This window comes from Qipengyuania sp. RANM35 (genome assembly GCF_041021145.2).
Classification (GTDB): Bacteria; Pseudomonadota; Alphaproteobacteria; order Sphingomonadales; family Sphingomonadaceae; genus Qipengyuania; species Qipengyuania soli.
Map to the genome: position 1 here is coordinate 1,623,418 of NZ_CM196433.1, position 20,952 is coordinate 1,644,369.

Annotated in this window: 23 protein-coding genes; 11 read left to right on the forward strand and 12 right to left on the reverse strand. The window is 63.0% G+C overall.

What is annotated here, in order from left to right; all coding sequences use genetic code 11:
• Nucleotides 1-40 precede the first annotated feature (40 nt).
• The 3 genes from RAM60_RS08120 to RAM60_RS08130 all read left to right on the forward strand — a co-directional run bounded on the left by RAM60_RS08120 (nt 41) and on the right by RAM60_RS08130 (nt 1,944).
• On the forward strand, nt 41-1,000 hold the full coding sequence (locus RAM60_RS08120; RefSeq protein ID WP_369027192.1) for a threonine ammonia-lyase: 960 nt from the start codon (nt 41-43) through the stop codon (nt 998-1,000).
• A 69-nt stretch (nt 1,001-1,069) separates the two neighbouring features.
• Nucleotides 1,070-1,519 (forward strand): MAPEG family protein, encoded by a 450-nt coding sequence (locus RAM60_RS08125; protein ID WP_369027191.1) that lies wholly within the window; start codon nt 1,070-1,072, stop codon nt 1,517-1,519.
• Nucleotides 1,516-1,944 (forward strand): MAPEG family protein, encoded by a 429-nt coding sequence (locus RAM60_RS08130; RefSeq protein ID WP_200980893.1) that lies wholly within the window; start codon nt 1,516-1,518, stop codon nt 1,942-1,944. Before RAM60_RS08125 ends, RAM60_RS08130 begins: the two co-directional genes overlap by 4 nt.
• A gap of 15 nt (nt 1,945-1,959) precedes the next feature.
• Here RAM60_RS08130 and trxB read toward each other — a convergent pair whose 3' ends face one another.
• Both trxB and RAM60_RS08140 read right to left on the reverse strand, forming a co-directional pair.
• Nucleotides 1,960-2,949 carry a thioredoxin-disulfide reductase gene (gene trxB / locus RAM60_RS08135; protein ID WP_369027190.1) on the reverse strand — a complete coding sequence of 330 codons (990 nt, stop codon included), beginning with the start codon at nt 2,947-2,949 and terminating at the stop codon, nt 1,960-1,962.
• A gap of 63 nt (nt 2,950-3,012) precedes the next feature.
• Nucleotides 3,013-3,792, reverse strand: coding sequence for a tyrosine-protein phosphatase (locus tag RAM60_RS08140; protein WP_369027189.1), 780 nt, complete (start codon nt 3,790-3,792; stop codon nt 3,013-3,015).
• A gap of 142 nt (nt 3,793-3,934) precedes the next feature.
• Here RAM60_RS08140 and RAM60_RS08145 point away from each other — a divergent pair, with 142 nt between their 5' ends.
• The gene (locus RAM60_RS08145; protein WP_369027188.1) at nt 3,935-4,393 is read left to right on the forward strand and encodes a response regulator; all 459 of its coding nucleotides are present in this window, start codon (nt 3,935-3,937) and stop codon (nt 4,391-4,393) included.
• 3 nt (nt 4,394-4,396) lie between these two features.
• On the opposite strand, the gene RAM60_RS08150 is transcribed toward RAM60_RS08145, so the two are convergent.
• The 6 genes from RAM60_RS08150 to RAM60_RS08175 form a co-directional block, all read right to left on the reverse strand.
• Nucleotides 4,397-5,092 (reverse strand): retropepsin-like aspartic protease family protein, encoded by a 696-nt coding sequence (locus tag RAM60_RS08150; RefSeq protein ID WP_369027187.1) that lies wholly within the window; start codon nt 5,090-5,092, stop codon nt 4,397-4,399.
• A gap of 5 nt (nt 5,093-5,097) precedes the next feature.
• Complete coding sequence (egtD, locus tag RAM60_RS08155) at nt 5,098-6,096, reverse strand: L-histidine N(alpha)-methyltransferase (protein ID WP_369027186.1); 999 nt, start codon at nt 6,094-6,096, stop codon at nt 5,098-5,100.
• Nucleotides 6,096-7,346 carry an ergothioneine biosynthesis protein EgtB gene (gene egtB / locus RAM60_RS08160; RefSeq protein ID WP_369027185.1) on the reverse strand — a complete coding sequence of 417 codons (1,251 nt, stop codon included), beginning with the start codon at nt 7,344-7,346 and terminating at the stop codon, nt 6,096-6,098. Before egtB ends, egtD begins: the two co-directional genes overlap by 1 nt.
• A 119-nt stretch (nt 7,347-7,465) precedes the next feature.
• Nucleotides 7,466-8,569, reverse strand: a complete 1,104-nt coding sequence (locus RAM60_RS08165) for a GGDEF domain-containing protein (RefSeq protein ID WP_510639576.1) — start codon at nt 8,567-8,569, stop codon at nt 7,466-7,468.
• Nucleotides 8,570-8,654: 85 nt separating this feature from the next.
• Nucleotides 8,655-10,028, reverse strand: a complete 1,374-nt coding sequence (locus RAM60_RS08170; RefSeq protein WP_369027183.1) for a class II 3-deoxy-7-phosphoheptulonate synthase — start codon at nt 10,026-10,028, stop codon at nt 8,655-8,657.
• Between the two features lie 122 nt (nt 10,029-10,150).
• Nucleotides 10,151-13,087: a M16 family metallopeptidase gene (locus RAM60_RS08175; RefSeq protein WP_369027182.1), complete on the reverse strand. Its 2,937-nt coding sequence runs from the start codon at nt 13,085-13,087 to the stop codon at nt 10,151-10,153.
• A gap of 99 nt (nt 13,088-13,186) precedes the next feature.
• Here RAM60_RS08175 and RAM60_RS08180 point away from each other — a divergent pair, with 99 nt between their 5' ends.
• The 7 genes from RAM60_RS08180 (at nt 13,187) to RAM60_RS08210 (ending at nt 17,443) form a co-directional block, all read left to right on the forward strand.
• Nucleotides 13,187-13,765 carry a NifU family protein gene (locus RAM60_RS08180; protein ID WP_200980902.1) on the forward strand — a complete coding sequence of 193 codons (579 nt, stop codon included), beginning with the start codon at nt 13,187-13,189 and terminating at the stop codon, nt 13,763-13,765.
• Between the two features lie 26 nt (nt 13,766-13,791).
• The gene (locus RAM60_RS08185; protein WP_369027181.1) at nt 13,792-14,400 is read left to right on the forward strand and encodes a malonic semialdehyde reductase; all 609 of its coding nucleotides are present in this window, start codon (nt 13,792-13,794) and stop codon (nt 14,398-14,400) included.
• A 36-nt stretch (nt 14,401-14,436) separates the two neighbouring features.
• Nucleotides 14,437-15,039: a tRNA (adenosine(37)-N6)-threonylcarbamoyltransferase complex dimerization subunit type 1 TsaB gene (tsaB, locus tag RAM60_RS08190; RefSeq protein WP_369027180.1), complete on the forward strand. Its 603-nt coding sequence runs from the start codon at nt 14,437-14,439 to the stop codon at nt 15,037-15,039.
• Nucleotides 15,036-15,488, forward strand: a complete 453-nt coding sequence (locus tag RAM60_RS08195) for a GNAT family N-acetyltransferase (RefSeq protein WP_369027179.1) — start codon at nt 15,036-15,038, stop codon at nt 15,486-15,488. The genes tsaB and RAM60_RS08195 overlap by 4 nt, the downstream gene beginning before the upstream one ends.
• Nucleotides 15,489-15,627: 139 nt before the next feature.
• Nucleotides 15,628-16,068, forward strand: coding sequence for a Ros/MucR family transcriptional regulator (locus RAM60_RS08200; RefSeq protein ID WP_200980905.1), 441 nt, complete (start codon nt 15,628-15,630; stop codon nt 16,066-16,068).
• 75 nt (nt 16,069-16,143) lie between these two features.
• Complete coding sequence (locus RAM60_RS08205; protein WP_200980906.1) at nt 16,144-16,566, forward strand: Fur family transcriptional regulator; 423 nt, start codon at nt 16,144-16,146, stop codon at nt 16,564-16,566.
• The gene (locus RAM60_RS08210; RefSeq protein ID WP_369027358.1) at nt 16,538-17,443 is read left to right on the forward strand and encodes a lysophospholipid acyltransferase family protein; all 906 of its coding nucleotides are present in this window, start codon (nt 16,538-16,540) and stop codon (nt 17,441-17,443) included. Before RAM60_RS08205 ends, RAM60_RS08210 begins: the two co-directional genes overlap by 29 nt.
• Here RAM60_RS08210 and RAM60_RS08215 read toward each other — a convergent pair.
• From RAM60_RS08215 to RAM60_RS08230, 4 genes are all read right to left on the reverse strand, one after another.
• Nucleotides 17,440-18,324 carry a LysR substrate-binding domain-containing protein gene (locus RAM60_RS08215; RefSeq protein ID WP_200980908.1) on the reverse strand — a complete coding sequence of 295 codons (885 nt, stop codon included), beginning with the start codon at nt 18,322-18,324 and terminating at the stop codon, nt 17,440-17,442. The two genes, RAM60_RS08210 and RAM60_RS08215, sit on opposite strands and share 4 nt — an antisense overlap.
• Nucleotides 18,325-18,393: 69 nt before the next feature.
• On the reverse strand, nt 18,394-19,311 hold the full coding sequence (locus RAM60_RS08220) for a hemolysin family protein (protein ID WP_369027178.1): 918 nt from the start codon (nt 19,309-19,311) through the stop codon (nt 18,394-18,396).
• 21 nt (nt 19,312-19,332) lie between these two features.
• Nucleotides 19,333-19,821 (reverse strand): rRNA maturation RNase YbeY, encoded by a 489-nt coding sequence (gene ybeY / locus RAM60_RS08225; protein ID WP_369027177.1) that lies wholly within the window; start codon nt 19,819-19,821, stop codon nt 19,333-19,335.
• A 1-nt stretch (nt 19,822) separates the two neighbouring features.
• Nucleotides 19,823-20,854 carry a PhoH family protein gene (locus RAM60_RS08230; RefSeq protein WP_246449613.1) on the reverse strand — a complete coding sequence of 344 codons (1,032 nt, stop codon included), beginning with the start codon at nt 20,852-20,854 and terminating at the stop codon, nt 19,823-19,825.
• Nucleotides 20,855-20,952: the final 98 nt, after the last annotated feature.

Consider the following 20,952-nt stretch of genomic DNA (forward strand, 5'->3'; position numbering starts at 1 on the left):
ATCTTGGCGCTCCCCTAGCGAAATGCGCTAAGCGCGCCAAATGATCCGAGACTCTTCACGCAAGCCGACCCGCGAAGGCGTCGCCGAGGCCTATGAAAAGATTGCTGCGATCCTGCCGCCGACGCCGCTAATGCCGGTCGACATCGGCGGCGTGCAATGCTGGGCCAAGGCTGAGGTGCTGCAGCCCGTGGGCGCGTTCAAGATCAGGGGGGCGTGGCATCGCCTGTCCGCGCTGTCGGAGGAGGAACGGGAGCGTGGTGTGGTTGCCGTGTCCTCCGGCAACCATGCGCAAGGTGTGGCCTGGGCCGCGCGGCGTCTGGGGATACCAGCCACCATCGTCATGCCGCGTAACGCGCCACAGGTGAAACTCGATGCGACCCGCGCGCTTGGTGCCGAAGTCGTGCTCTATGAAAGGCCGGGCGAGGACCGCGACGAAGTTGCCGCGCGGCTCATCGGGGAAAGCGGTGCGACACTGGTCCATGCATTTGCCGATGCCTGGGTAATCGAGGGACAGGGGAGTGCCGGAATCGAGGCAGAAAAGCAGCTCGGTCGCACACCCTCACGGTTCATCGCGTGCTGCGGTGGGGGTGGCCTTGCGGCAGGCCTCGCCCTCGCCTGCCCGACCAGTGCAATCCATCCCGTCGAGCCGGAAGGCTGGGACATGGTCGGCCAGTCTCTTGCTGCGGGCGAGATCGTCCGCGTTGCCGCCGATCCGCCCAAGACCATCTGCGATGCCCTACAGCCCGACGCCACAAAGGACATCAACCTTACCGTCCTGCTTGGCCGTGCGGAGCCCGGGGTGGCGGTGACCGACGACGAAGTGCGCGAAGCCCAGCGTTTCGCGTTCCGCAACCTTCGCCTGGTCGTGGAACCGGGCGGCGCTGCAGCACTGGCGGCGGCTCTGTCCGGCAAGGTGCCGGTCGATGCCGATACTGTCATCATGCTGACCGGCGGCAATACCGACATGCAGAGCTTCGCGCAGACGCTCGCCAGCGGATAGGTTGCGTTTGACAATCCCCCCGCTCCATCGCAGATTCCTGCCAAGGGTCGGATAGGAGGGGAAAAAACAATGCAAGCCCAGATGCTGGCACCCGCAGCGGTGCTCATTGCGTGGTCGCTCGTCATGCTGTTCTGGACCGCGGGAACGCGCTTTCCGGCCATGTCGAAGAGCGGCATGGACATCTCCAAGGCCAAGCCGGGCGGTCGCGGCCAAGACCTCGAAGGCGTCCTGCCCGACAGCGTGCAGTGGAAGTCGCACAATTACGCCCACCTGATGGAACAGCCGACCATCTTCTACCCGGCGGTCGTGATTATCGCTCTGATGGGTGCAGGCGCTGTCGATACGCTAGCCGCATGGATCTATGTAGCCCTGAGGATCATCCACTCGATCTGGCAGGCAACCGTCAACGTGGTCGCGATCCGCTTCATGCTGTTCCTGCTGTCCACCTTCGCTTTGGTCTACCTCGCCTACCGGGCGGTCATGCTGACCGTCTTCGCCGATCCGGGAGCTCTCGCATGATCCAGTCAGCAATCCTGCAACCCGTCGTCGCACTCGCCGGCTGGACGATGATCATGTGGTGGTGGATGTATCTCACCCGCATCCCGGCGATGAGCAAGGCGGGCATCGATGGTACCAAGATGGTTGGTTCAACCGGTGCCAGCCTGCGCGCGGAACTTCCCGACAGCGTGAGCTGGAAGGCCGACAACTACAATCACCTGCACGAAGCGCCGACGGTTTTCTATGCCATCGCGATCGTGCTCGCGATCATCGGTCAGGGCGAAGGGCTGAATGCCCTGCTGGCGTGGATTTACGTCGGCCTGCGCGTCGCGCACTCGCTGGTCCAGGCGACCGCCAATCGCGTACTCGTGCGGTTCGTGTTGTTCGCGCTGTCCAGCCTGGTGCTGATGGCTCTGGTGCTTCACGCCGCCATCGCGGTGTTCTGACGCACCTCGAGGCGTTTACTCGGCGGCCACGCTTTCAACTTTCTGAGCGTGGCCGTCGGCATCGATTTCCAGGCCCGCGAGAAAACGCTCTGCGTCGAGCGCGGCCATGCAGCCCATGCCCGCGGCCGTAACGGCCTGGCGATAGACATGGTCGGTAACGTCGCCGGCCGCGAACACGCCCGGGATGGCGGTCTTCGGTGAGCCCGGCTCGGTCAGCAGGTAACCGCTTTCGTCGAGCGGCAGCTTGCCCTTGAACAGCTCGGTCGACGGGGCGTGGCCAATCGCCACGAAGGCTCCGTCCGCTTCGAACTGGGAAGTCTCGCCCGTGACCGTGTCGCGCAGGTTAAGGTAGCCAAGGGTTCCCGTCGCGCCAGCCTCGAAACTGTCGACGGTCTTGTTCCACAGGACCTTGATCTTGGGATGCTTGAACAGGCGTTCCTGCAGGATCTTTTCGGCCCGCAGCTCGTCACGGCGGTGGATCAGCGTCACGTCGTCCGAATGGTTGGTGAGGTAGAGCGCTTCCTCGACCGCAGTATTGCCGCCGCCGATCACCGCGACCTTCTTGCCGCGATAGAAGAACCCGTCGCAGGTCGCGCAGGCAGAGACGCCCTTACCACCGAGTTCCATTTCTCCCGGGACACCGAGCCACTTGGCCTGCGCACCGGTAGCAATGACCAGCACATCGGCGATGTATTCATCGCCGCTGTCGCCAATGGCCTTGAAAGGCGAGCCGTTTGCGAGGTCGACGTCGACGATCGTGTCCCACATCATCCTCGTGCCGACATGTTCGGCCTGCTTCTGCATCTGCTCCATCAGCCATGGGCCCTGGATGACGTCGGCGAAGCCGGGATAGTTCTCGACATCGGTGGTAATGGTCAGCTGGCCGCCGGGCTGCAGGCCCTGCACCACGATCGGCTCCATCATCGCGCGCGCGCCATAGATGGCGGCGGAATATCCAGCGGGGCCGGAGCCGATGATGAGCATCTTTGTGCGGTGGGTAGCCATATCTAGTCTCGTAAGGTCAGAATTTCGGTGCGTTCGGCTATATGGGAAGCCGCGCACCCAGAGTCACGCGAGGAACCGGTCCTTGAGCCGTTCGCGCAGCGGTTCATCCACACCTATGACATCGGTCAGGTACCTGTCGAAGTCGCCATAGTCGCGGCGCACCTCTGCATGGAAGGTGTCGAGGTATTCGGTGCGCACTTCCAGGAGGTCGCGGACCTGTTCCACTTCCAGCTTGCGGCCGAGGCGTTCCTCGATACCCGGCAATGACTGCTGGACGAGGACATCGAACGTCGGGCTCTTGTTGGTGCGCAGGAATTCTTCGCGCTGCAATTCCTCAGGCACGCCAAGGATGTGGAGCAGCATGCTCGCCGCGATGCCGGTGCGGTCCTTGCCGGCAAAGCAATGGACAAGGCTCGCACCGTCCCGTTCAGCCAAAACGTTAAGGTAACGTCCGAACATGTCGATCATCGCGGGATTGTGGGGCATGCGCGTGTAGACGGCGATCATCCGCTGGCGGGCGAAATCCGATGCAGTGGCGCCCGGTTCGACATCCATATGCGGTGGGCTGGAAGTGGTTTCGCCATCATAGAACAGCACTTCGCCGTCGAAGCCTTCGACCCGCCGACACGGATTGCGTTCACGCTCCGACGTGCCGCGCAAGTCGATGACCGTGCGAATGTCGAGTTCCGCTATCGCCTTGAGGTCTTCATCGGTCGCATCGACGTGCTGGCCGGAGCGGAACAGCAGCCCGCTCTTCACCCGCTCACGCCCACGCGTCTCCCAACCGCCATAGTCGCGGAAGTTGTGAATGCCTTGAGTGACGAGGAAAGGATCGCGAATCATCGGGAGACAAGTGGCACTCGTGCGGGCCGCCCGCAATGTCTGCGCGCCGACCTAGCGCGCAATATTACGTAGCCAACCGGATAGGCGGAACGAACCCTCCGCAGGTAAGCCACTGGAATATCGAAAGACCGGAGTATTGCCCATGGCGCATATCCTGATCGTCGACGACGATGAAATCGTGGCCGAGCTCGCCGCCAACATCCTGATAGAGGCGGGTCACGCCTGCGGATGGGTGACGGATGGCGACAAGGTGCTGCAGTTGCTCAAGTGGCGCAGGCCCGACCTGCTGCTGCTGGACCAGGACATGCCGGGGATGAGTGGACGGCAGGTGCTGCGTGAAGTGCGCCAATCGGCGCGCAACTATGACCTGCCCGTCATTATGTTTACCGCGATACAGGGCGCCGAGGACGAAGCCGCGGCAATGTACGGCGGCGCGCAGGCGTATGTCCGCAAACCCTTCGACCGAAGGTTTCTGCTCCACACGGTGAAGCTGGTGCTGCATTCGCGCGAGGGACGCCCTGCCCACCGTGAACTCCGCGAGGTCATGGAATACAATTCAGGTCGCGGGCGGGAAGACGGCTTCGTCACCCGCGCCGTCTGAGGATCAATCGATCCGATCAGCAGCCTTGGGCACGAGGATCAGCGTCCCCTCCTCGACCCGCCATGCCCCCAGTCGTGCAAGCACATTCATCCCGATAACATTGAAGTCGCCGAAGTTCGCCGCAACTGCGGCATCCGTACCACTGGCGTTGATGTTGCCGAAGGTGAGACTCTCTACCGTCGAAACATAGGCCTGCACTGTGCCGTTGGCGGTACCCAGTATGATGGGTATCCCTCCCCTGCGCGGTTCAAGTCCGGCACGCTCGGCAAGCGGCTCGGAAATCGCGGTCAGGGTAGCCCCGGTGTCGATCATGAAGTTGCCCGGAACGCCGTTGACTTGGGCCCGGACCCAATAATGGCCGTCGGGAGAAATCGGGATTCGGGTCTCGCCGCCGGCCACGACCTGTTCCGGCAGGCCGATCTGCGGAACGGCGACATCGAAACGGGGATCGAAGCGGGAGAGCTGGAGTACCACCGTTAGCAGTATGGCGCCCAACGCCACGGAACTTGCCGTCTTCAAGATACCACCAAGCGCGGTTCGCTTTGCGACGAGAGCGCCTATCCAGCCGATGACCATCGCCGCAACGGCTGCCATCAGCAATTCGGAGCGCGGTATTGCTCTCAGCGTGTCCGCGGCGGCAGAGAAAACGGGTCCGATGTCCATGGCGAAGATATAGGAAGCCGGGTCTGGCGCGTCCATGAATGTCAGGGCGCGTCGCGGTGTTCGGTCGCACGGGCAAGGATCAGCGAGAACCGTTCGCCCTTGTCGAGCCAGCGTTCCAACGGTGTCCAGCCGCCGGCCAGCAACAGTATGTTCGCGCTACGCCGGGTGAACTTGTGACTGTTCTCCGTATGGATGGTTTCGCCCTTCCTCATGAAGAAGCGCCGCCCGGACACTTCGAAGGCGATGTCGCGCTTTGCTTCGAGATGCATTTCGATGCGTGCGAAATCATCGTTCCAGCGCGCAACGTGGGCGAAGGCATCGACGGGGATCGTGCCGTCGAGCTCCCGATTGATGCGATGGACGAGGTTCAGGTTGAATGCGGCCGTTACGCCTTGTGAATCGTCGTAGGCTGCCTCGAGGGTTGAGGCGTCCTTTACCAGGTCCATCCCAATCAGCAGCAGCGGTGCCTCGCCATCGTCGGCGCCCAGCGTGGCGCGCATCGACCGCAACAGGTCGACAGCCGTCCGCGGAACCATGTTGCCGATGGTGGAGCCGGGGAAAAACCCTAGCTTCTTCAGCGGCGCGACATCGTCGGGCAAGGTGACGCGGCGCATGAAATCCGCCTCCACCGGATAAACCGGCAGGCCGGGGAACTTCTCGCCAAGCGCGGCGGCGCTCTCGCGCAGGAAATCGCCCGAGATATCGAGGGGGACGTAAGCAGCGGGCTCGATTGTCTCGAGCAAAAGCGGCGTCTTGACCGAACTACCCGAGCCGAACTCCACCACTGCTCGATCGGGCCCGATGAGATCGGCAAACTCGGTTCCTCGAGCTTGGAGGATTTCGGTCTCGGCACGCGTCGGGTAGTATTCTTCGAGCCCGGTGATCTGTTCGAATAGCTGCGAACCCACCTCGTCGTAAAACCAGCGAGCGGGCACAGCCTTCTGCTGCTGGCGCAGGCCGGCGAGGACATCTGCGCGGAATGCGCGGTCGACGCCGTCCTCGTCACGGTCGACGATGGCAATGCCTTGTTCGGTCCGCATCACACGTCCCTCGCCAACCGCAGGCCGGTGAACTGCCAGCGCTGGTGCGGATAAAAGAAGTTGCGATAGCTCGGGCGCGAATGGCCGCGGGCGGTGGCGCAGCTGGCGCCCTTTAGGACGAACTGGCCGCTCATGAACTTGCCGTTGTATTCGCCCACGGCACCCCCGGCAGGCTTGAAGCGCGGGTAAGGCAGGTAGGCCGAGCGGGTAAATTGCCAGCAGTCGCCAAACAGCCCGGAACTGCCCACAGGCAATGGCGGTGCGGCCCTGTCGAGCTGGTTGCCGCCGCCAGGATCATGCGCCTGTTCCTCCCCTTCCTGCCCGCGGGCGATGGCTTCCCATTCGAATTCGGTGGGAAGACGGTTACCGGACCAGGTCGCGAAGGCGTCCGCCTCGAAATAGGAAATGTGTGTGACCGGTGCTTCGGCATGGCGAGGATGCCAGCCGGAATGGGTGAAGTGCTCTTCCTCCCGCCAGTAGAGCGGCGCGCAGATATTTTCGCGGCGAACCCAAGCCCAACCATCGGAAAGCCAAAGGGTCGGTGTCTCGTAGCCGCCGTCGGCTATGAACTCCGCCCACTCCGCATTCGTCACGAGACGAGAGGACAGGGCAAAAGGTTCGAGCAGGACGCGATGTGCGGGTCCCTCATTGTCGAAGGCGAAGCCAGGTTCCTGGTGACCAATCCGCGCCACCCCGCCCGGGTGTCCGAACCATCCGTCGCACCGGACCTCTGCCACGGCTCCGGTGTCCTCCCACATCGCCACATCGAGCGGGTTCTGGAAGAGCGCATGCTTGATGTCGGTGAGCAGCAGTTCCTGGTGTTGTTGTTCGTGCGCAAGACCGAGTTCGATCAGCGGCTGCAACTCCTCACGATCGAAAAGCGACTCCATCGCCGCGTCGACATGGGCGCGCCACTTGAGCACTTGCGCCAGCGTCGGGCGGGACAGCATCCCGCGCGAGAAGCGCGCGATCCGCTCCCCCTCCGCCTCGTAATATGAGTTGAAAACAAAGGGCCAGCGCTCGTCGAACAGCGCATAGCCGGCCAAGTGGTCGCGAAGCAGGAAGGTTTCCCAGAACCACGTGACATGCGCCAGGTGCCACTTGGCGGGAGACGCATCTTCCATCGACTGGATGGTGGCATCGGCTTCGGACAGCGGGGCGACGAGTGCTTCGGACATCGCGCGCACGGCGCGGTAGCGCGCCTTGAGTGGCGCGTCGGCGAAAGCAGGGACTTGCTCAGGATGGGGCATGGGGTCCCCCTCGGCGCAACGGCTGCCAGGTCGCGGCAACCATTTGCGATGATGGCGCATATCGGTGACGGTTTAAAGGCTTCCGCGAAAATTCTTTCGTCAATCAATCATTTGATACATCATGCTGCGAGCGCGACGCGATTGCGTCCGCCCCTTTTTGCCGCATACAGCGCCTCATCCGCACGGGCGAACAAAGTCAGGCTCGTGTCGCCCGGCCCGAGCATAGCCTGCCCCACGCTGACCGTGACGTTCGGCAGCGGAGCCATGCTCGTCCCGGCTTCGATCGCCAATCGCAAACGCTCGGCCGCACCAGTCACGGCGAGTTCCGGCGCCCCAGCGAGAATCATCAGGAATTCCTCGCCCCCGATTCTCGCGGCAAGCTGCCCGTCGCGCGCGTTCCGGGCCGCAATCCGACCCACTTCGGCGAGCACACGATCGCCGATGGTGTGGCCATACTCGTCGTTGACCTGTTTGAAATGGTCAATGTCGAAGACGATCAGACCCAATTCCCCCCTGCACCGCCGCGCAGTCATTATTGCGCGATCTAGCGTCGCCATGGCGGCGCGGCGATTGGCCAAGCCGGTAAGAACATCCGTGTTGGCGAGGAGCTGTGCCTCTTCCTCGCGCGCGACAGCTTCGGCACGTTCGCGTTCCGCGGCCGCGACGCGGAGGTATTCGTAGGTCGCATCCTGGACGACCATGAATACCTGTTCGCGCGCTCCCTCGGCCGAGAAGGAGTTGCTGGCCCTGGCGCGCAGGATTCGCGTTCCACGGAGCGGATTTTCCACCTCGAATTCGACGATAAAGGGCTCGCGATCGGTGCGGTGGGAATAGAAGGTGGTCTCCATTTGCTTCAGTCCGTCGACCAGCAATCCCGCGAGCAGCTCTTCGGTCGGCGGAGTGCCCGGCGGCACGCCAACGATGGTGCAGACTTCCTCGGACCAGCGATGACGCCGGGTGGCGATGTCGACACTCCAGCGACCGACACCGGCAAGCTGTTCGGCCAGCTGGAGCTGGGTGACCTTTTCCTGCAGTTCCCGGTTCCGACGGTAGAGACGCGACGACAGCGCGAAGTGACGGAGCAACATGACGCCGATCGGCAGAGCGGTCGCGACCATCAGCAGCGGAAGTGCGTGACGCTGATCCCGGGCGAGCGCCATCGTCGCCGGCAGGACGAAAATTGCCCAGAGGCTGAACAGTCCCGTTATGCAAAGCCGGCGCAAGCGCAATCGAACCTCCGGGGGTTGGGAGGCCCGCATAGACTTCTAGGTCAAAACACGGCTCGCAAGCCGGCCTCGGTAGAATCCCCTAGGCCGCGTCGGCGCGGCGGACAGATTGTTCCTCGTTCAACATCTCGGCGATGAGAAAGGCCAATTCGAGCGACTGCGCCGCATTGAGGCGCGGGTCGCAATGCGTGTGGTAACGGTCCGCGAGGGCTTCGTCGGTAATCGCAACCGCACCGCCCACGCACTCGGTCACGTCCTGGCCGGTCATTTCGACATGGACACCGCCCGGATGTGTGCCTTCCGCACGGTGTACGGCGAAGAAACCCTTCACCTCGCTCAATATGCGGTCGAACGGTCGCGTCTTGTAACCGCTGTCCGACTTGACGACATTGCCGTGCATCGGGTCGCAGCTCCAGACCACCGGGTGGCCTTCGCGCTTCACTGCGCGCACGAGCCGCGGCAAGCCATCCTCGACCTTGTCGTGGCCAAAGCGGCTGATCAGCGTGATGCGTCCCGCTTCGCGCGCCGGATTGAGCGTGTCGAGCAGGCGCAGCAGCGCGTCGGTCTCGAGGCTCGGCCCGCACTTCATGCCGAGCGGATTGCCAATGCCGCGGCAGAATTCGATATGCGCACTGCCGTCGAACCGGGTGCGGTCGCCGATCCAGACCATGTGCGCGCTGGTGTCGTACCAGTCGCCGGTCAGGCTGTCGCGACGGGTCAGCGCCTGTTCGTAGGGGAGCAGCAGCGCCTCGTGACTAGTGTAGAAGCTGGTGCCGCGAAGCTGCGGTAGCGTCTCGGGGCTGATCCCGCAGGCTTCCATGAAGTCGAGCGCCTCGCCGATGCGGTCAGCAACGTCGCTGAACTTGTCCGCCCAAGGGCTACGGCCCATGAACTCGAGCGTCCACTGGTGGACCTGCCGCAGGTTCGCGTAGCCGCCGTTGGCAAAGGCGCGGAGCAGGTTCAGCGTGGCGGCGGCCTGCGAATAGGCGCGCACCATGCGCTGCGGATCAGGGATGCGCTGGTCGGGGTCGAAGTCGATGCCGTTGATATTGTCGCCGAGGTAGCTCGGCAGGGTGACATCGCCCTGCGTTTCCGTGGGCGAGCTACGCGGCTTGGCGAACTGGCCAGCCATGCGCCCGACCTTCACCACCGGCTTCTTGCTGGCGAAGGTCATGACGACCGCCATCTGCAGCAGCACGCGGAAGGTGTCGCGGATGTTGTTCGGGTGGAATTCGGCGAAGCTTTCGGCGCAATCGCCGCCCTGCAGCAGGAACGCCTTGCCCTCGGCCACCTCGGCAAGGTCGGCCTTCAGCGCGCGCGCCTCGCCGGCGAAGACCAGCGGCGGATGCGTTTCGAGTGTCGAGGTGGCGGCATCGAGCGCGCCTGCGTCGGGATATTCGGGCAAGTGCCTTGCCTCGAATTCCTTCCAGCTATCGGGTGCCCAGTTCGTCGCCATTACCAATTCCAGTTGTGGCGCGGGAATTCGCGCCGATTTGCCCGCTCACAGCAGACGAGCAGGCATAATGGAGCAAGCAGCTTTTGCTTGGCCAGCCCAAAAAGCCGATTGCCGTGCTCGGATCAGCGTCCGGCTTCCGCCGGCGTCGCCGTAACCCGTGTCGCCAGCTTCTGACCTTCGGGGATCACGGCAAGGCGCCAGCCCGCCGTCCCGAAATACTTCTGTGCCAGCGCCTGCATCTTCTCGGGCGTGGTCTCGGTGAAATCGACGAGGAGCGAGCGCAGCAGGGCGATGCGCATGGGTTCCTGGGTCGATCCCTCGAGTTGGTAGAGCCAGAAGAGGTTCCCGGTCGAAACGCGGTTGAGGTACTGCAGCAGCGGTTCGGTCACGCGCTGGAGCTCGTCGGTGGCTGGCGGCGTGGTGGCAAGGTCCCGGGCAATCTTGTCGGCTGCCTGGAAAAACGCCGGAACGTCCTCGGGCCGGAGCTGGGCGAAGGCGGTGATGCGGCCACCGCTGTCGACGTCGGTCGGCCACTGGTTGTTCACCACCGGCGCATAGCTGGCGCCCGCCCGCTCACGCATGGCGTCGAGCAAGCGGTTGTTGAACAGCTGGGTGAGGATTTCGAGCTGGCGCGATTCGCGCAGGTTCTCCACCCCGGCCCCGCCTGGCCACGCTATGGCGGCCGCAGCCTGGTTGGCTTCGCCCATGTGATGAAGGACGACCGTTTCGCCCGACTTCGGGAAGGTCGCTTTGTTGGAAAGCACGGCGGCTGGCAGCGGTTCGCGCGGCGGCAGTGCGCCGAACGTCTTGGTCAGCGCCGCAATTGCTTCGTCGCGGTTGAAATCGCCGAAGACCAGTACTTCGACCGGCCCCTGCTTCAACAGGGGCTCCCACATCTTGCGGAAGCCTTCGGGAGTGGCCTTGGCGAGCATCTCCGGATCGGGCGTCTTGTAGCGCGGATCGCCTGCGCGCAGCAGGTATTCGAGGTCGCGATTGATGACGCCGGCCGGAGTGCCAGCATAGCTTTCGTATGCGAGCCTCGCGCCTGCCTGCGCACGCACGATCGGGTTCGCGTCCCAGCGCGGCATGGCGAGCTTGGCGGCGAAGAGATAGAGCTGATCGGCAAGGTCCTGACCGCGGGTCTGGCCGAAGAAGGTGAAAACCCCGTCGCCGATCGCAAAGTCGAAACCCATGCGGCGCCCGGTCGTGATCCGGTCGAGCTCTTCCTGCCCGAGTTCACCCACGCCCGCTTCGACCAGCGCCATCTGTCCAAGAGTCGCGTAGGCGGCGTCGTCAGGTCCGATCGAACGCCAGCCACCGCCGAAGCGAACTTTCACGGACACGCGTCCCGGTTCGGCATCGTTGGCCCAGAGGATGGTCCGCACACCGTTGGCGAAATCGACCCGCTCGATGTCGAGCACGCCGAGAGCACCCTGCTGGGTGATCGTGCCCGGTGCACCGATGGCAGGCAGGTCTGCGAACGATATTTCCTGCGCTGCGATCCGCGCGTCCGAAGCCGCCTCGATCGGAGCCTTGAGTGCGTCACGGATTGCAGCCTCGCTTGCCTCGCCCGTTTCGGGCGTGAGGTAAGCGGCGCGGATGACACTCCCCGAGAAGAGCTGACGCGTATGATCGAGAAGCTGCTGCGGAGTAAGTGTCTTCTTCATCGATTCGAAAACTGTCAGGACCGTCTCCGGCGCGGCAACGGTTTCGCGTATGTCGACTGCATTGACGATGTCATCGGCAAGCTTCGCACCCGCCATGACGCGACGTTGTTCGACCGAGCTCGCAAAGATCGAGGCAAACTCCGCAACCTCGCGGTCGATCTCTTCCTGCGTCGGCGGATTGATCAACGCGTCGGCAATGACCGCGCGTACATCTGCCAGTGCAGCCTTCCAGTCTCCGGTGAGCGGAGCGAAAGCCACGAAGGTCGCATCGGTGGACCGGCTCACATCGTCCTGCTGGACCTGCGCGAACAGGTAGTCGCCCCCTGCACGCGCCCGCGCCTCGAGGCGGCGGTTGATCAGCGCCTGGGCAAGCGTGTCGCGCAGCAGCCCTTCGTTATAGGCGATGGTATCCTGTACCGGACGCCACGGCCGCATGATCGCATAGGTGAAATTGCGCTGCGTGCCGGGCTCCACGATCGCAGCCACTTCGCCAACCGGATTGGCCGGATCCGCGCCCTTGGGTGCCTTCGGATCGCCGAAATCAGGTGCGGGGCGCGACGGACCAGAGCCCTTCCAGTCGCCGAAATACTTTTCGACCTCTGCGGCAAGTTGCATCGGATCGATATCGCCGACTGCAACGATGACCGTGTTTTCCGGTCGATACCACCGCTTGTAGAATGCACTCACCGTCGCGCCGGTCGCGGCATTGAGCGTCTCGTCGATCCCGATCGGCAGCCGGTCGGCAAGCTGCTGGCCGGCGAACAGGGTCTCGCGGGTCTTTTCCGCCGCGCGCTGCTGAGGTCCCCCGCGCTCGCGCTTTTCCGCAAGGACGATGGGCACTTCGGCTTTCACATTGGCATCGGACAGCACGGGCGCGCGCACCATGCCCGAAAGGATCTTCATGCTCTCCGCCAGCTTCTTCGCATCGATATTGGGCAGGTCGAGCTTGTAGACCGTGTGCGTCGGGCTGGTTTCGGCGTTGGTGTCGCTGCCGAAGGTTGCGCCGAGACGCTGCCATGTCGGGATCGCCATCGCCGGTCCGAGGTACTGGCTTTCGCGGAACAGCAAGTGTTCGAGCAGGTGGGCGAAGCCGCGTTCGCTATCGTCCTCGTAGAGCGAGCCGGCATCGATGCGCACGCGGATGGAGACCTGGTCGGGCGGAACCCCGTTCTTGCGCACGGCGTAACGAACGCCGTTGGGCAGCTTGCCGAAAATCCACTCCTCGTCGCGAGGGACGTCGCTGCCCTCGTAAATCCACGGCGTCTGCCCTTCCTTGGTCAGGTAGGCCGGAGTTGCCGGCGCAGGGTCCTGCGCGTGAATCGCCTGCGGGGCGAGCAGCGCGAGGGGAAGGACGAGCGCGAGACGCCGGACGGCGCGCGTTAGAATAGCCATGACGGGAGTTATAGGGTCCGTTGAAGTGAAGGGACAGTGAACATTGAACAAACGCTTCTTTGCTTGTCCGGTGCCCTGCCCGCTCCTACATCGCAGTCCATGTTCATCGAGACCGAAACGACGCCGAACCCGGCGAGCCTGAAGTTCCTGCCCGGCCAGGAGGTCATGGGCAGCGGAACGCGCGAATTCTCCACTCCGGAAGCAGCCGAAGCCAGTCCGCTGGCGCAGGCCATTTTTGACACCGGCGAAGTCACCAACGTGTTTTTCGGCAGCAATTTCATCTCGGTTACCATCGCTCCGGGCGCCAGCTGGTCGGAAATGAAACCGCAAGTGCTCGCGATCCTGCTCGATCACTACGTATCCGAAGCCCCGCTTTTCGCCCCCGGCACCGCCGGCGGAATCTCGGTCCCTGCCGACAGCGAAATGCTGGTGGAAGAGCGCGAAGAAGACGCCGACATCGTCGCGCAGATCAACGAACTGCTCGAAACGCGCGTGCGTCCGGCCGTGGCCGGCGACGGCGGCGATATCCAGTATCGCGGATTCCGCGACGGGATCGTCTACCTGCAGATGCAAGGTGCCTGTTCGGGCTGCCCCTCCTCGACCGCGACGCTCAAGCACGGCATCGAAGGGCTGCTGAAACACTACGTCCCCGAGGTCGTTGAAGTCCGCGCCGCCTGACCTCCCCTTCCCGCCCGAGGACCTTCATGACCACGCAGTACCACGACAATACCCTTCCGGATTCCGCGCTCGACCAGCTATTCCGCGATGCGCGCAGCTACAACGACTGGCTCGACAAGCCGGTAAGCGACGAGCAGATCCACGCGATCTACGAGCTGATGAAGATGGCGCCGACCTCGGCCAACATGCAGCCCTCGCGGATCGTGTGGGTCAAGTCCGACGAGGCAAAACAGAAGCTCGCAGACCTCGCCTCGGAAGGAAACAAGGCCAAGATCCTTGCCGCTCCCGTCACGGCGATCATAGGCTACGACATCGATTTCCACGAAGAGCTGCCCTGGCTGTTCCCGCACACCGACGCCAAGAGCTGGTTCGAAGGCGACGAGGAAGGCCGCAAGACCGGTGCTTTCCGCAATTCCTCACTCCAGGGCGCATACCTTATGCTGGCCGCACGCGCGGTCGGCCTCGACTGCGGGCCTATGTCCGGCTTCGACAATGCAGCGGTCGACAAGGCCTTCTTCGCCGACGAGCCGCGCCATCGCAGCAACTTCATCTGCTCGATCGGCTATGGTGATCCGGCAAGCATCTTTGATCGCAGCCCGCGGCCCGATTTCGACAAGTTCAACCGCATCGACTGACTTGAAGCGCGCCGTCCACTCGGGCAGGGCGGGGCGATGCGTATTCTCGCGATAGAAACGGCGACAGAAGCCTGTTCGGTGGCACTGTTCGAGGACGGCCAGCTCCTCGACGCGCGCCACGAAGTGCTCGGTCGCGGCCATGCCGAGCGTCTGGTACCGATGATCGCGGAACTGCCAGGAAAGGGGCGCGCCGACGCGATCCGCGTGTCGCTTGGCCCCGGCAGCTTCACCGGTGTCCGCATCGGCCTCGCAACCGCGCGGGCGCTGGCGATCGCGTGGGGTGCAGAGGTGCTGGGCTATCCCACATTGGCGCTTGTGGCGGCGATGGCGGGTCGCGGCGCCACAGTCTGCATGAACGGAGGTCATGGCGAATTCTTCGTTCAGAACTTCGACAGTCGCGGAGAGGCTATGGACAAAGTCCGCTCGCTGCCCCCGGAAGACGCTGCGAATGCGGTTCTGCAACCCCTCATTGTCGGCAATCGCGCCTCAGCACTACGCGATTCAACCGGAAACACTTACGAAATTTCTGAAATACTTCCGGACGCACGACATCTATTACAAATTGATCCAGGACAATTTACCCCGCTGCTCAGTCCGCTTTACGGGCGGAGCCCAGACGCGAAGCTGCCCGGGTCGTGAGCGAGATCGACCAGTTGATGGCCGTCATGGGGACCGCCTTCGATCCGCACTGGCGCGAAGCCTGGACCCGTAGCCAGGTCGAGAGTTCGTTGACGCTGCCCCACACCTATGCCCTCCTGATGGATGAGGAACAGCAACCCCTTGAAGGCGATGCAAAAGCTGCCGGCTTCATCCTCGCCCGGCGGGCACCGGGCGAAGAAGAACTCCTGCTGGTTGGTGTGCGCCCCGAATTTCGCCAAAGGGGTATCGGCAAGGCGTTGATCGAGTGGTTTTTCCGCACTGCGCGCGCCAATGGAGCCGACCAGGTTTTCCTCGAGATGCGCGACAATAATCCTGCAGCGAGTCTTTACTCGTCCTGCGGATTCGAACCCATCGGAAGGCGCCGCGCCTACTACCGGACAGCCGATGGCGAGAGCCTCGATGCCATCACTTTCGGGCGGAAATTGTAACCACGCGACACGAAAGTTGTAGATTTGCGCCAAAAATATCAATGGATATTGGTGTTTACTAAGTCTTGTCGATTTTATACAATCTCATGCAGAAACCGGGGTCGCACCAATAATTCTGTGTGAAGAGGATTAAGACTCGATGGATAATTTCGAGACGGACATGGCGGAGACGCTCATTACGCTCACTTCTGATATCGTCGCGGCACACGTGAGCAACAACAGCGTCTCGGTAGACGAGGTGCCTGCCCTGATTTCCAATGTCTATTCGGCCCTTGCGGGTCTTGGCGGCAATTCGACTGTCACTGTCGAGACGCCCGACCCCGCCGTTTCGGTTCGTTCTTCAGTGAAGAAAGATCACATCGTCTGTCTCGACTGCGGTAAAAAGATGAAAATGCTCAAGCGACATCTTTCAACCGAGCACAACATGACCCCGGAAGAGTATCGCGCACGCTGGAACCTTTCGTCCGACTATCCGATGGTAGCACCCGACTATGCGGCAACCCGCCGTGACTTGGCGGTGAAAATCGGACTTGGCCGCAAACCCGGCCAGAAGCGCGGTCGCAAGAAAAAGGCCGCATAAGGCCCTTCGGTTCGCCTTGAGGAAGACGCCCCGGCCCGATAAGGGTACGGGGCGTTTTTCATTCGGGAAGCATCATTGCACCAGAAGATCGATCTTGAGCAGTTGTGCGCGGACAGGGGGCTGCGCATCACCGAGCAGCGGCGAGTAATCGCCCGCGTACTGTCCGAAAGCGAAGACCACCCGGACGTCGAGATGCTGCACGAACGCGCGAACAAGATCGATTCAGGCATTTCGATTGCGACCGTTTACCGCACCGTGCGCCTGTTCGAAGAGGCAGGCATCCTCGACCGCCACGATTTCGGTGACGGGCGTGCCCGCTATGAAGCCGCGCCCGAAGCGCATCACGATCACCTGATCGACGTGGAAACCGGAAAGGTCATCGAATTCGTCGACCCCGAGATTGAGGCGCTTCAGAAGCAGATCGCCGAAAAACTCGGCTACCGCCTCGTCGACCACCGGCTTGAGCTCTATGGCGTCCGCCTCGACCGCGAAGGCTGAGCGGCGCCTCGCGCGCTACACCGAGAAGCGACTTGCGGCCGCGCGCGGTGAGCCGACCGTGCTATCGCCAATGGGCTGGGTGCGCTTCGGACTGCGCATGTTCGCCATAGTCGCTGTCTTGGTCGTGCTTGTTCCGCTCCACTACCTATATCGTGTTTTCGCCTATGGCTCCCCCTTTCCCATGTGGTTCCTGCGTTTTGCGGCGCGCATTGTTGGTGCAAGGGTGCGCACCGTCGGGACGCCGCTGCGGCGCGATGTCTTCTTCATCTCGAACCATATCTCATGGATCGACATCTTGGCACTGGCCGGTGCCAGCGGCACGGCATTTGTCGCCAAGCAGGAGCTTTCCGAAGTACCGGTCATCGGCTGGCTTTGCCGCCTTAACCGGACTGTCTTCGTCAAGCGTGAAAACCGCATGGGGGTTGCCGAACAGATCAACGCGCTGAAGGAGGCGCTGCAGGACAACTGGTCGGTCACCGTGTTTCCCGAAGGAACGGTGACGGATGGTCATTCCCTATTGCCGTTCAAATCGTCCATGCTGTCGGTCCTCGAACCGCCTCCGCCAGGCGTGATGGTCCAGCCGGTGATGCTCGACTACGGCCCGGTCGCCGAGGAAATCGGCTGGATCGGGGAGGAAACCGGGGTCAACAATGCCAAGCGGATCATGGCGCGACGAGGAACATTCCGCTTGACCATAACCTTCCTCGAACCCTTCAGCCCCGAGGATCACCGCGGACGCAAGGCGATTGCGTCGAAGGCGCGCGAGGAAATCGAAGCGGCACTGGTCGCGACGCTGGGCAAGCCCTTGCGCGATTTCGAGCATGTAGTCGATGCTGTGCGCTATCGCCCCAAGGCGGTCGACACGACCGAAAGCTAGAGACCCGCGCCGACCAGCCAGTCGTGGAATAGTCTCACTGGCCGTTCTTCGAGCGCAGTAGGCTTGCACACAAACCAGTAGCTGTAGGGGCTTTCGACCTCGATGTCGTAAACCTGCGCCAGCCGGTTGTCGTGCGCACGGCGAAGGTGATCGTCGTGCATGATAGCGATGCCGAGACCTTGGGCTGCGGCCTCAAGCATGATCTGGCCGGAGTCGAAATGGTCGATGGCGGCCGGTTCGAGATCCGGCATTTCAAGTTCGGCCTTCCAGGCGGAAAAGCTTTCGGGCAGTTCGTTGTGCACCAGGAAGGTCTGCTTCGCGAGCAGCTCCGCCGTCGGCGCGTCGCCCAGCTTCTCCTTCATCTCGCGACTGCAGATTGCGTGGACCTTGTTGTAGTCAAGCCGAACAGCGTGAAGTCCTCGTTCCGGTCCGCGTGACAGGATTATGGCGGCATCGAGGACATCGCCCACCCGGTCTTCGAGATGCGGACCCGTGTCGATGTCGATGTGCAGGAGAGGATGCCGCGCGCGGAGCTCGCCGAGCCGCGGAAACAGTCGCTGGGTTCCGAACAGAGGCAGCACGCCAAGATGCAGGCGCAGGAGTGAGAGGTTTTCCGACTGGCTCTCCACTGCCCGGGCCAGAGCCTCGAGCTGCGGGTTGACCGCCTCGTAAAAGGCATGTCCGTCATCGGTCAGCTGCATCGACTGGCGGGCGCGGGTGAACAGCTTCTTGCCGACGAAATCTTCAAGGTTGCCGATCCGACGCGAGAGCGCCGAAGGGCTAAGCCCAAGTTCGTCGGCCGCCGCGCGTGCCGAGCCGAGCCGGACAGTGCGGACAAAGGCTTCGAGGGCGCGCAATGGAGGAAGACGACGGGTTGCCATGCGGCTTGCGGACTATTGCTCGCAAGCCCGCCTGTCGACCCTCAATGTACGATTTTCTGCAAGCGTCGATTACTTGACGTCGAGCGCCTCTTCCGGCTGGTGGAGACGCAGGCGCGTTACGTGGGTCTCGTCACCGTCGGTGACCTCGATCCGCCAGCCACTCTTGTGTTCAAGGATGGCACCTACTTCCGGCACCTGTTCCGCAAGGACGAAGGCGAGGCCGCCAAGCGTGTCGACCGACTCCTCGACCTCGGCGAGCGCCGGGTCGACCTTTTCGGCGACATCGTCGAGCTCTGCGCGGGCGTCGCAATCCCACATGCCTGCCCCGATGGGAACGATCCATTCCTCGGGTGCGTCATCATGCTCGTCCTCGATATCGCCGACGATTTCCTCGACCAGATCCTCGATCGTGATGAGGCCGTCGGTACCCGAAAATTCGTCGACCACGATGGCAAGGTGGATGCGTTGCTGGCGCATGTCGGCGAGCACGTCGAGCGCGTTGCGCGTCTGCGGCACATACAGCGGCTGGCGCATGAGCACCGTCCAGTCGGCCGGCGGAGTATCGCCCGTCGCCAGGAACGGGAAAATATCCTTGATGTGGACCATGCCAATCACGGAATCGAGCTGGTCGCGATAGACCGGCATGCGCGAATGGCCGTGTTCGGCGAAGGTCGCGACGAGTTCGTCCCAGCTGGCATCGGCGTTCATCGCCACGATCTCGCCGCGCGGTACGGCGACGTCGTCGGCATCATGCTCGGAGAAATGCAGCAGGTTGCGCAGCATCTGGCGTTCGACCTGCGACAGGTCGCCGGTGCCGCTGTTCTGGGGCGCGGCATGGCCGTTCTCGCCCTCGTGCTCGTCGATCGCTTCTTCCAGCTGCGCGCGGAGGGACCGCTCGCCAGCGTCGGGATCGAACAATTTCCGGATTGCGAGCCACAGCCCGCTTCTACTGTCCGCGTCTCCCGCGGGTGATGGCGAATCGGGCATGGCCCTAACAAAGCGCTCCAGTCAGTTGCGGTCCCCATATGGGTCGGCGATGCCCAGTTTTGCAAGCGCCGCGATTTCAAGCGCCTCCATCGCCTCGGCCTGCTCGTCGGAGTCCACATGATCATGGCCGGCAAGGTGAAGCAGGCCATGCACGATCAGGTGGGCGGCATGTTCGGCGAGCGGAACACCCTTATCGAGCGCTTCATTCGCACAGGTTTCATAGGCAAGAGCCAGATCGCCTAGCATTTCCGGCGGCCCTTCGGGAGCGAGACCGAGCAACTCTTCCCGATCCAACATGGGGAAGGACAGCACGTTTGTCGGCTTGTCCTTGTCCCGCCATTCGCGGTTGAGATCGTGAACCTCGGCATCGCTGGTGAAGAGCAGGCTGGCGCTCAGGCGAGGATTGCCCAAGGCGGATTCCACCTCCGCAGCAGCAAGAGCAACCCGCTCCGCGAGTCCGGCCCAGTCGGTGCCAGACGGCCAGTCATCTATCTCGATGTCGAGTTCCACCTCAGGACGCGGGTCCCTCGTACGCCTCGACGATCCGGCCCACAATCGGGTGGCGAACGACGTCTGCGGCGGTGAAGCGGATGGTGCCGAAACCCTCTACGCCCTCCAGCTTCTCGACCGCGTCGGCAAGGCCGCTCATGCGGTCGCCGCCGGGGATGTCGACCTGGCGCGGGTCGCCGCAGACGACCATGCGGCTGTTCTGGCCAAAGCGGGTGAGGAACATCTTCATCTGCTCGCGGGTGGTGTTCTGCGCTTCGTCGAGGATGACGAAGGCATCGGCCAGCGTGCGGCCGCGCATGAAGGCGATGGGCGCGATCTCGATCTCGCCAGAGGCCAGCCGCCGCTCGACCTGTTCGGGCGGCATGCAGTCGTAGAGCGCGTCGTAAAGCGGGCGCAGGTAGGGATCGACCTTGTCCTTCATGTCGCCGGGCAGGAAGCCGAGCTTCTCGCCAGCTTCCACCGCCGGACGCGAGAGGATCAGGCGCTGGACGCTGCCGGTGATGAGCTGCGCCACCGCCTGCGCCACGGCGAGATAGGTCTTGCCGGTACCCGCCGGGCCAAGCGCGAAGATGATGTCGTCGCGCACCAGGCTGCGCATGTAGGTCGCCTGCATGGCGCTGCGCGGCACGATGGTCTTGCGCCGCGTGCGGATCATGATCGGCGGACCCTTGATGTCCGCGTCGACAATGCCGTCGAAGGTCGGTTCATCCGACATGGCGATTACCGCCTCGATCGCGCCAGCATCGAGGTCCTGCCCGATGGCAAGGCGGTCGTACATCGCCTTGAGCACGTCACGCGCGCGGGCGACGCTGTCCTCGGGCCCTTCGATGTGCAGCTGGTTGCCGCGGGCGGAGATGAAGACGCCGAGCCGGTTTTCCACCTGCACCAGGTTCGCATCGAACTGTCCGAAGAGCGCGCCGAGCAGGCTCTGGTTGTCGAAGCTTATATCGACCTGTGCCCGGCGAATTTCACGTTGCGGGCTTGGCGATGGTGAGAAGGCGGGTAGCGCCTCCCGGGCAGGTTTGCGGGCCATGGGCTCCTTTCGTTTGCGACTCGGAGTCTAGGCTTCAACGCACCAGAGGCAAGTTGGGTGCCATCACGTGGCAGTGGAAAGTCACCGAGTTGCAACCT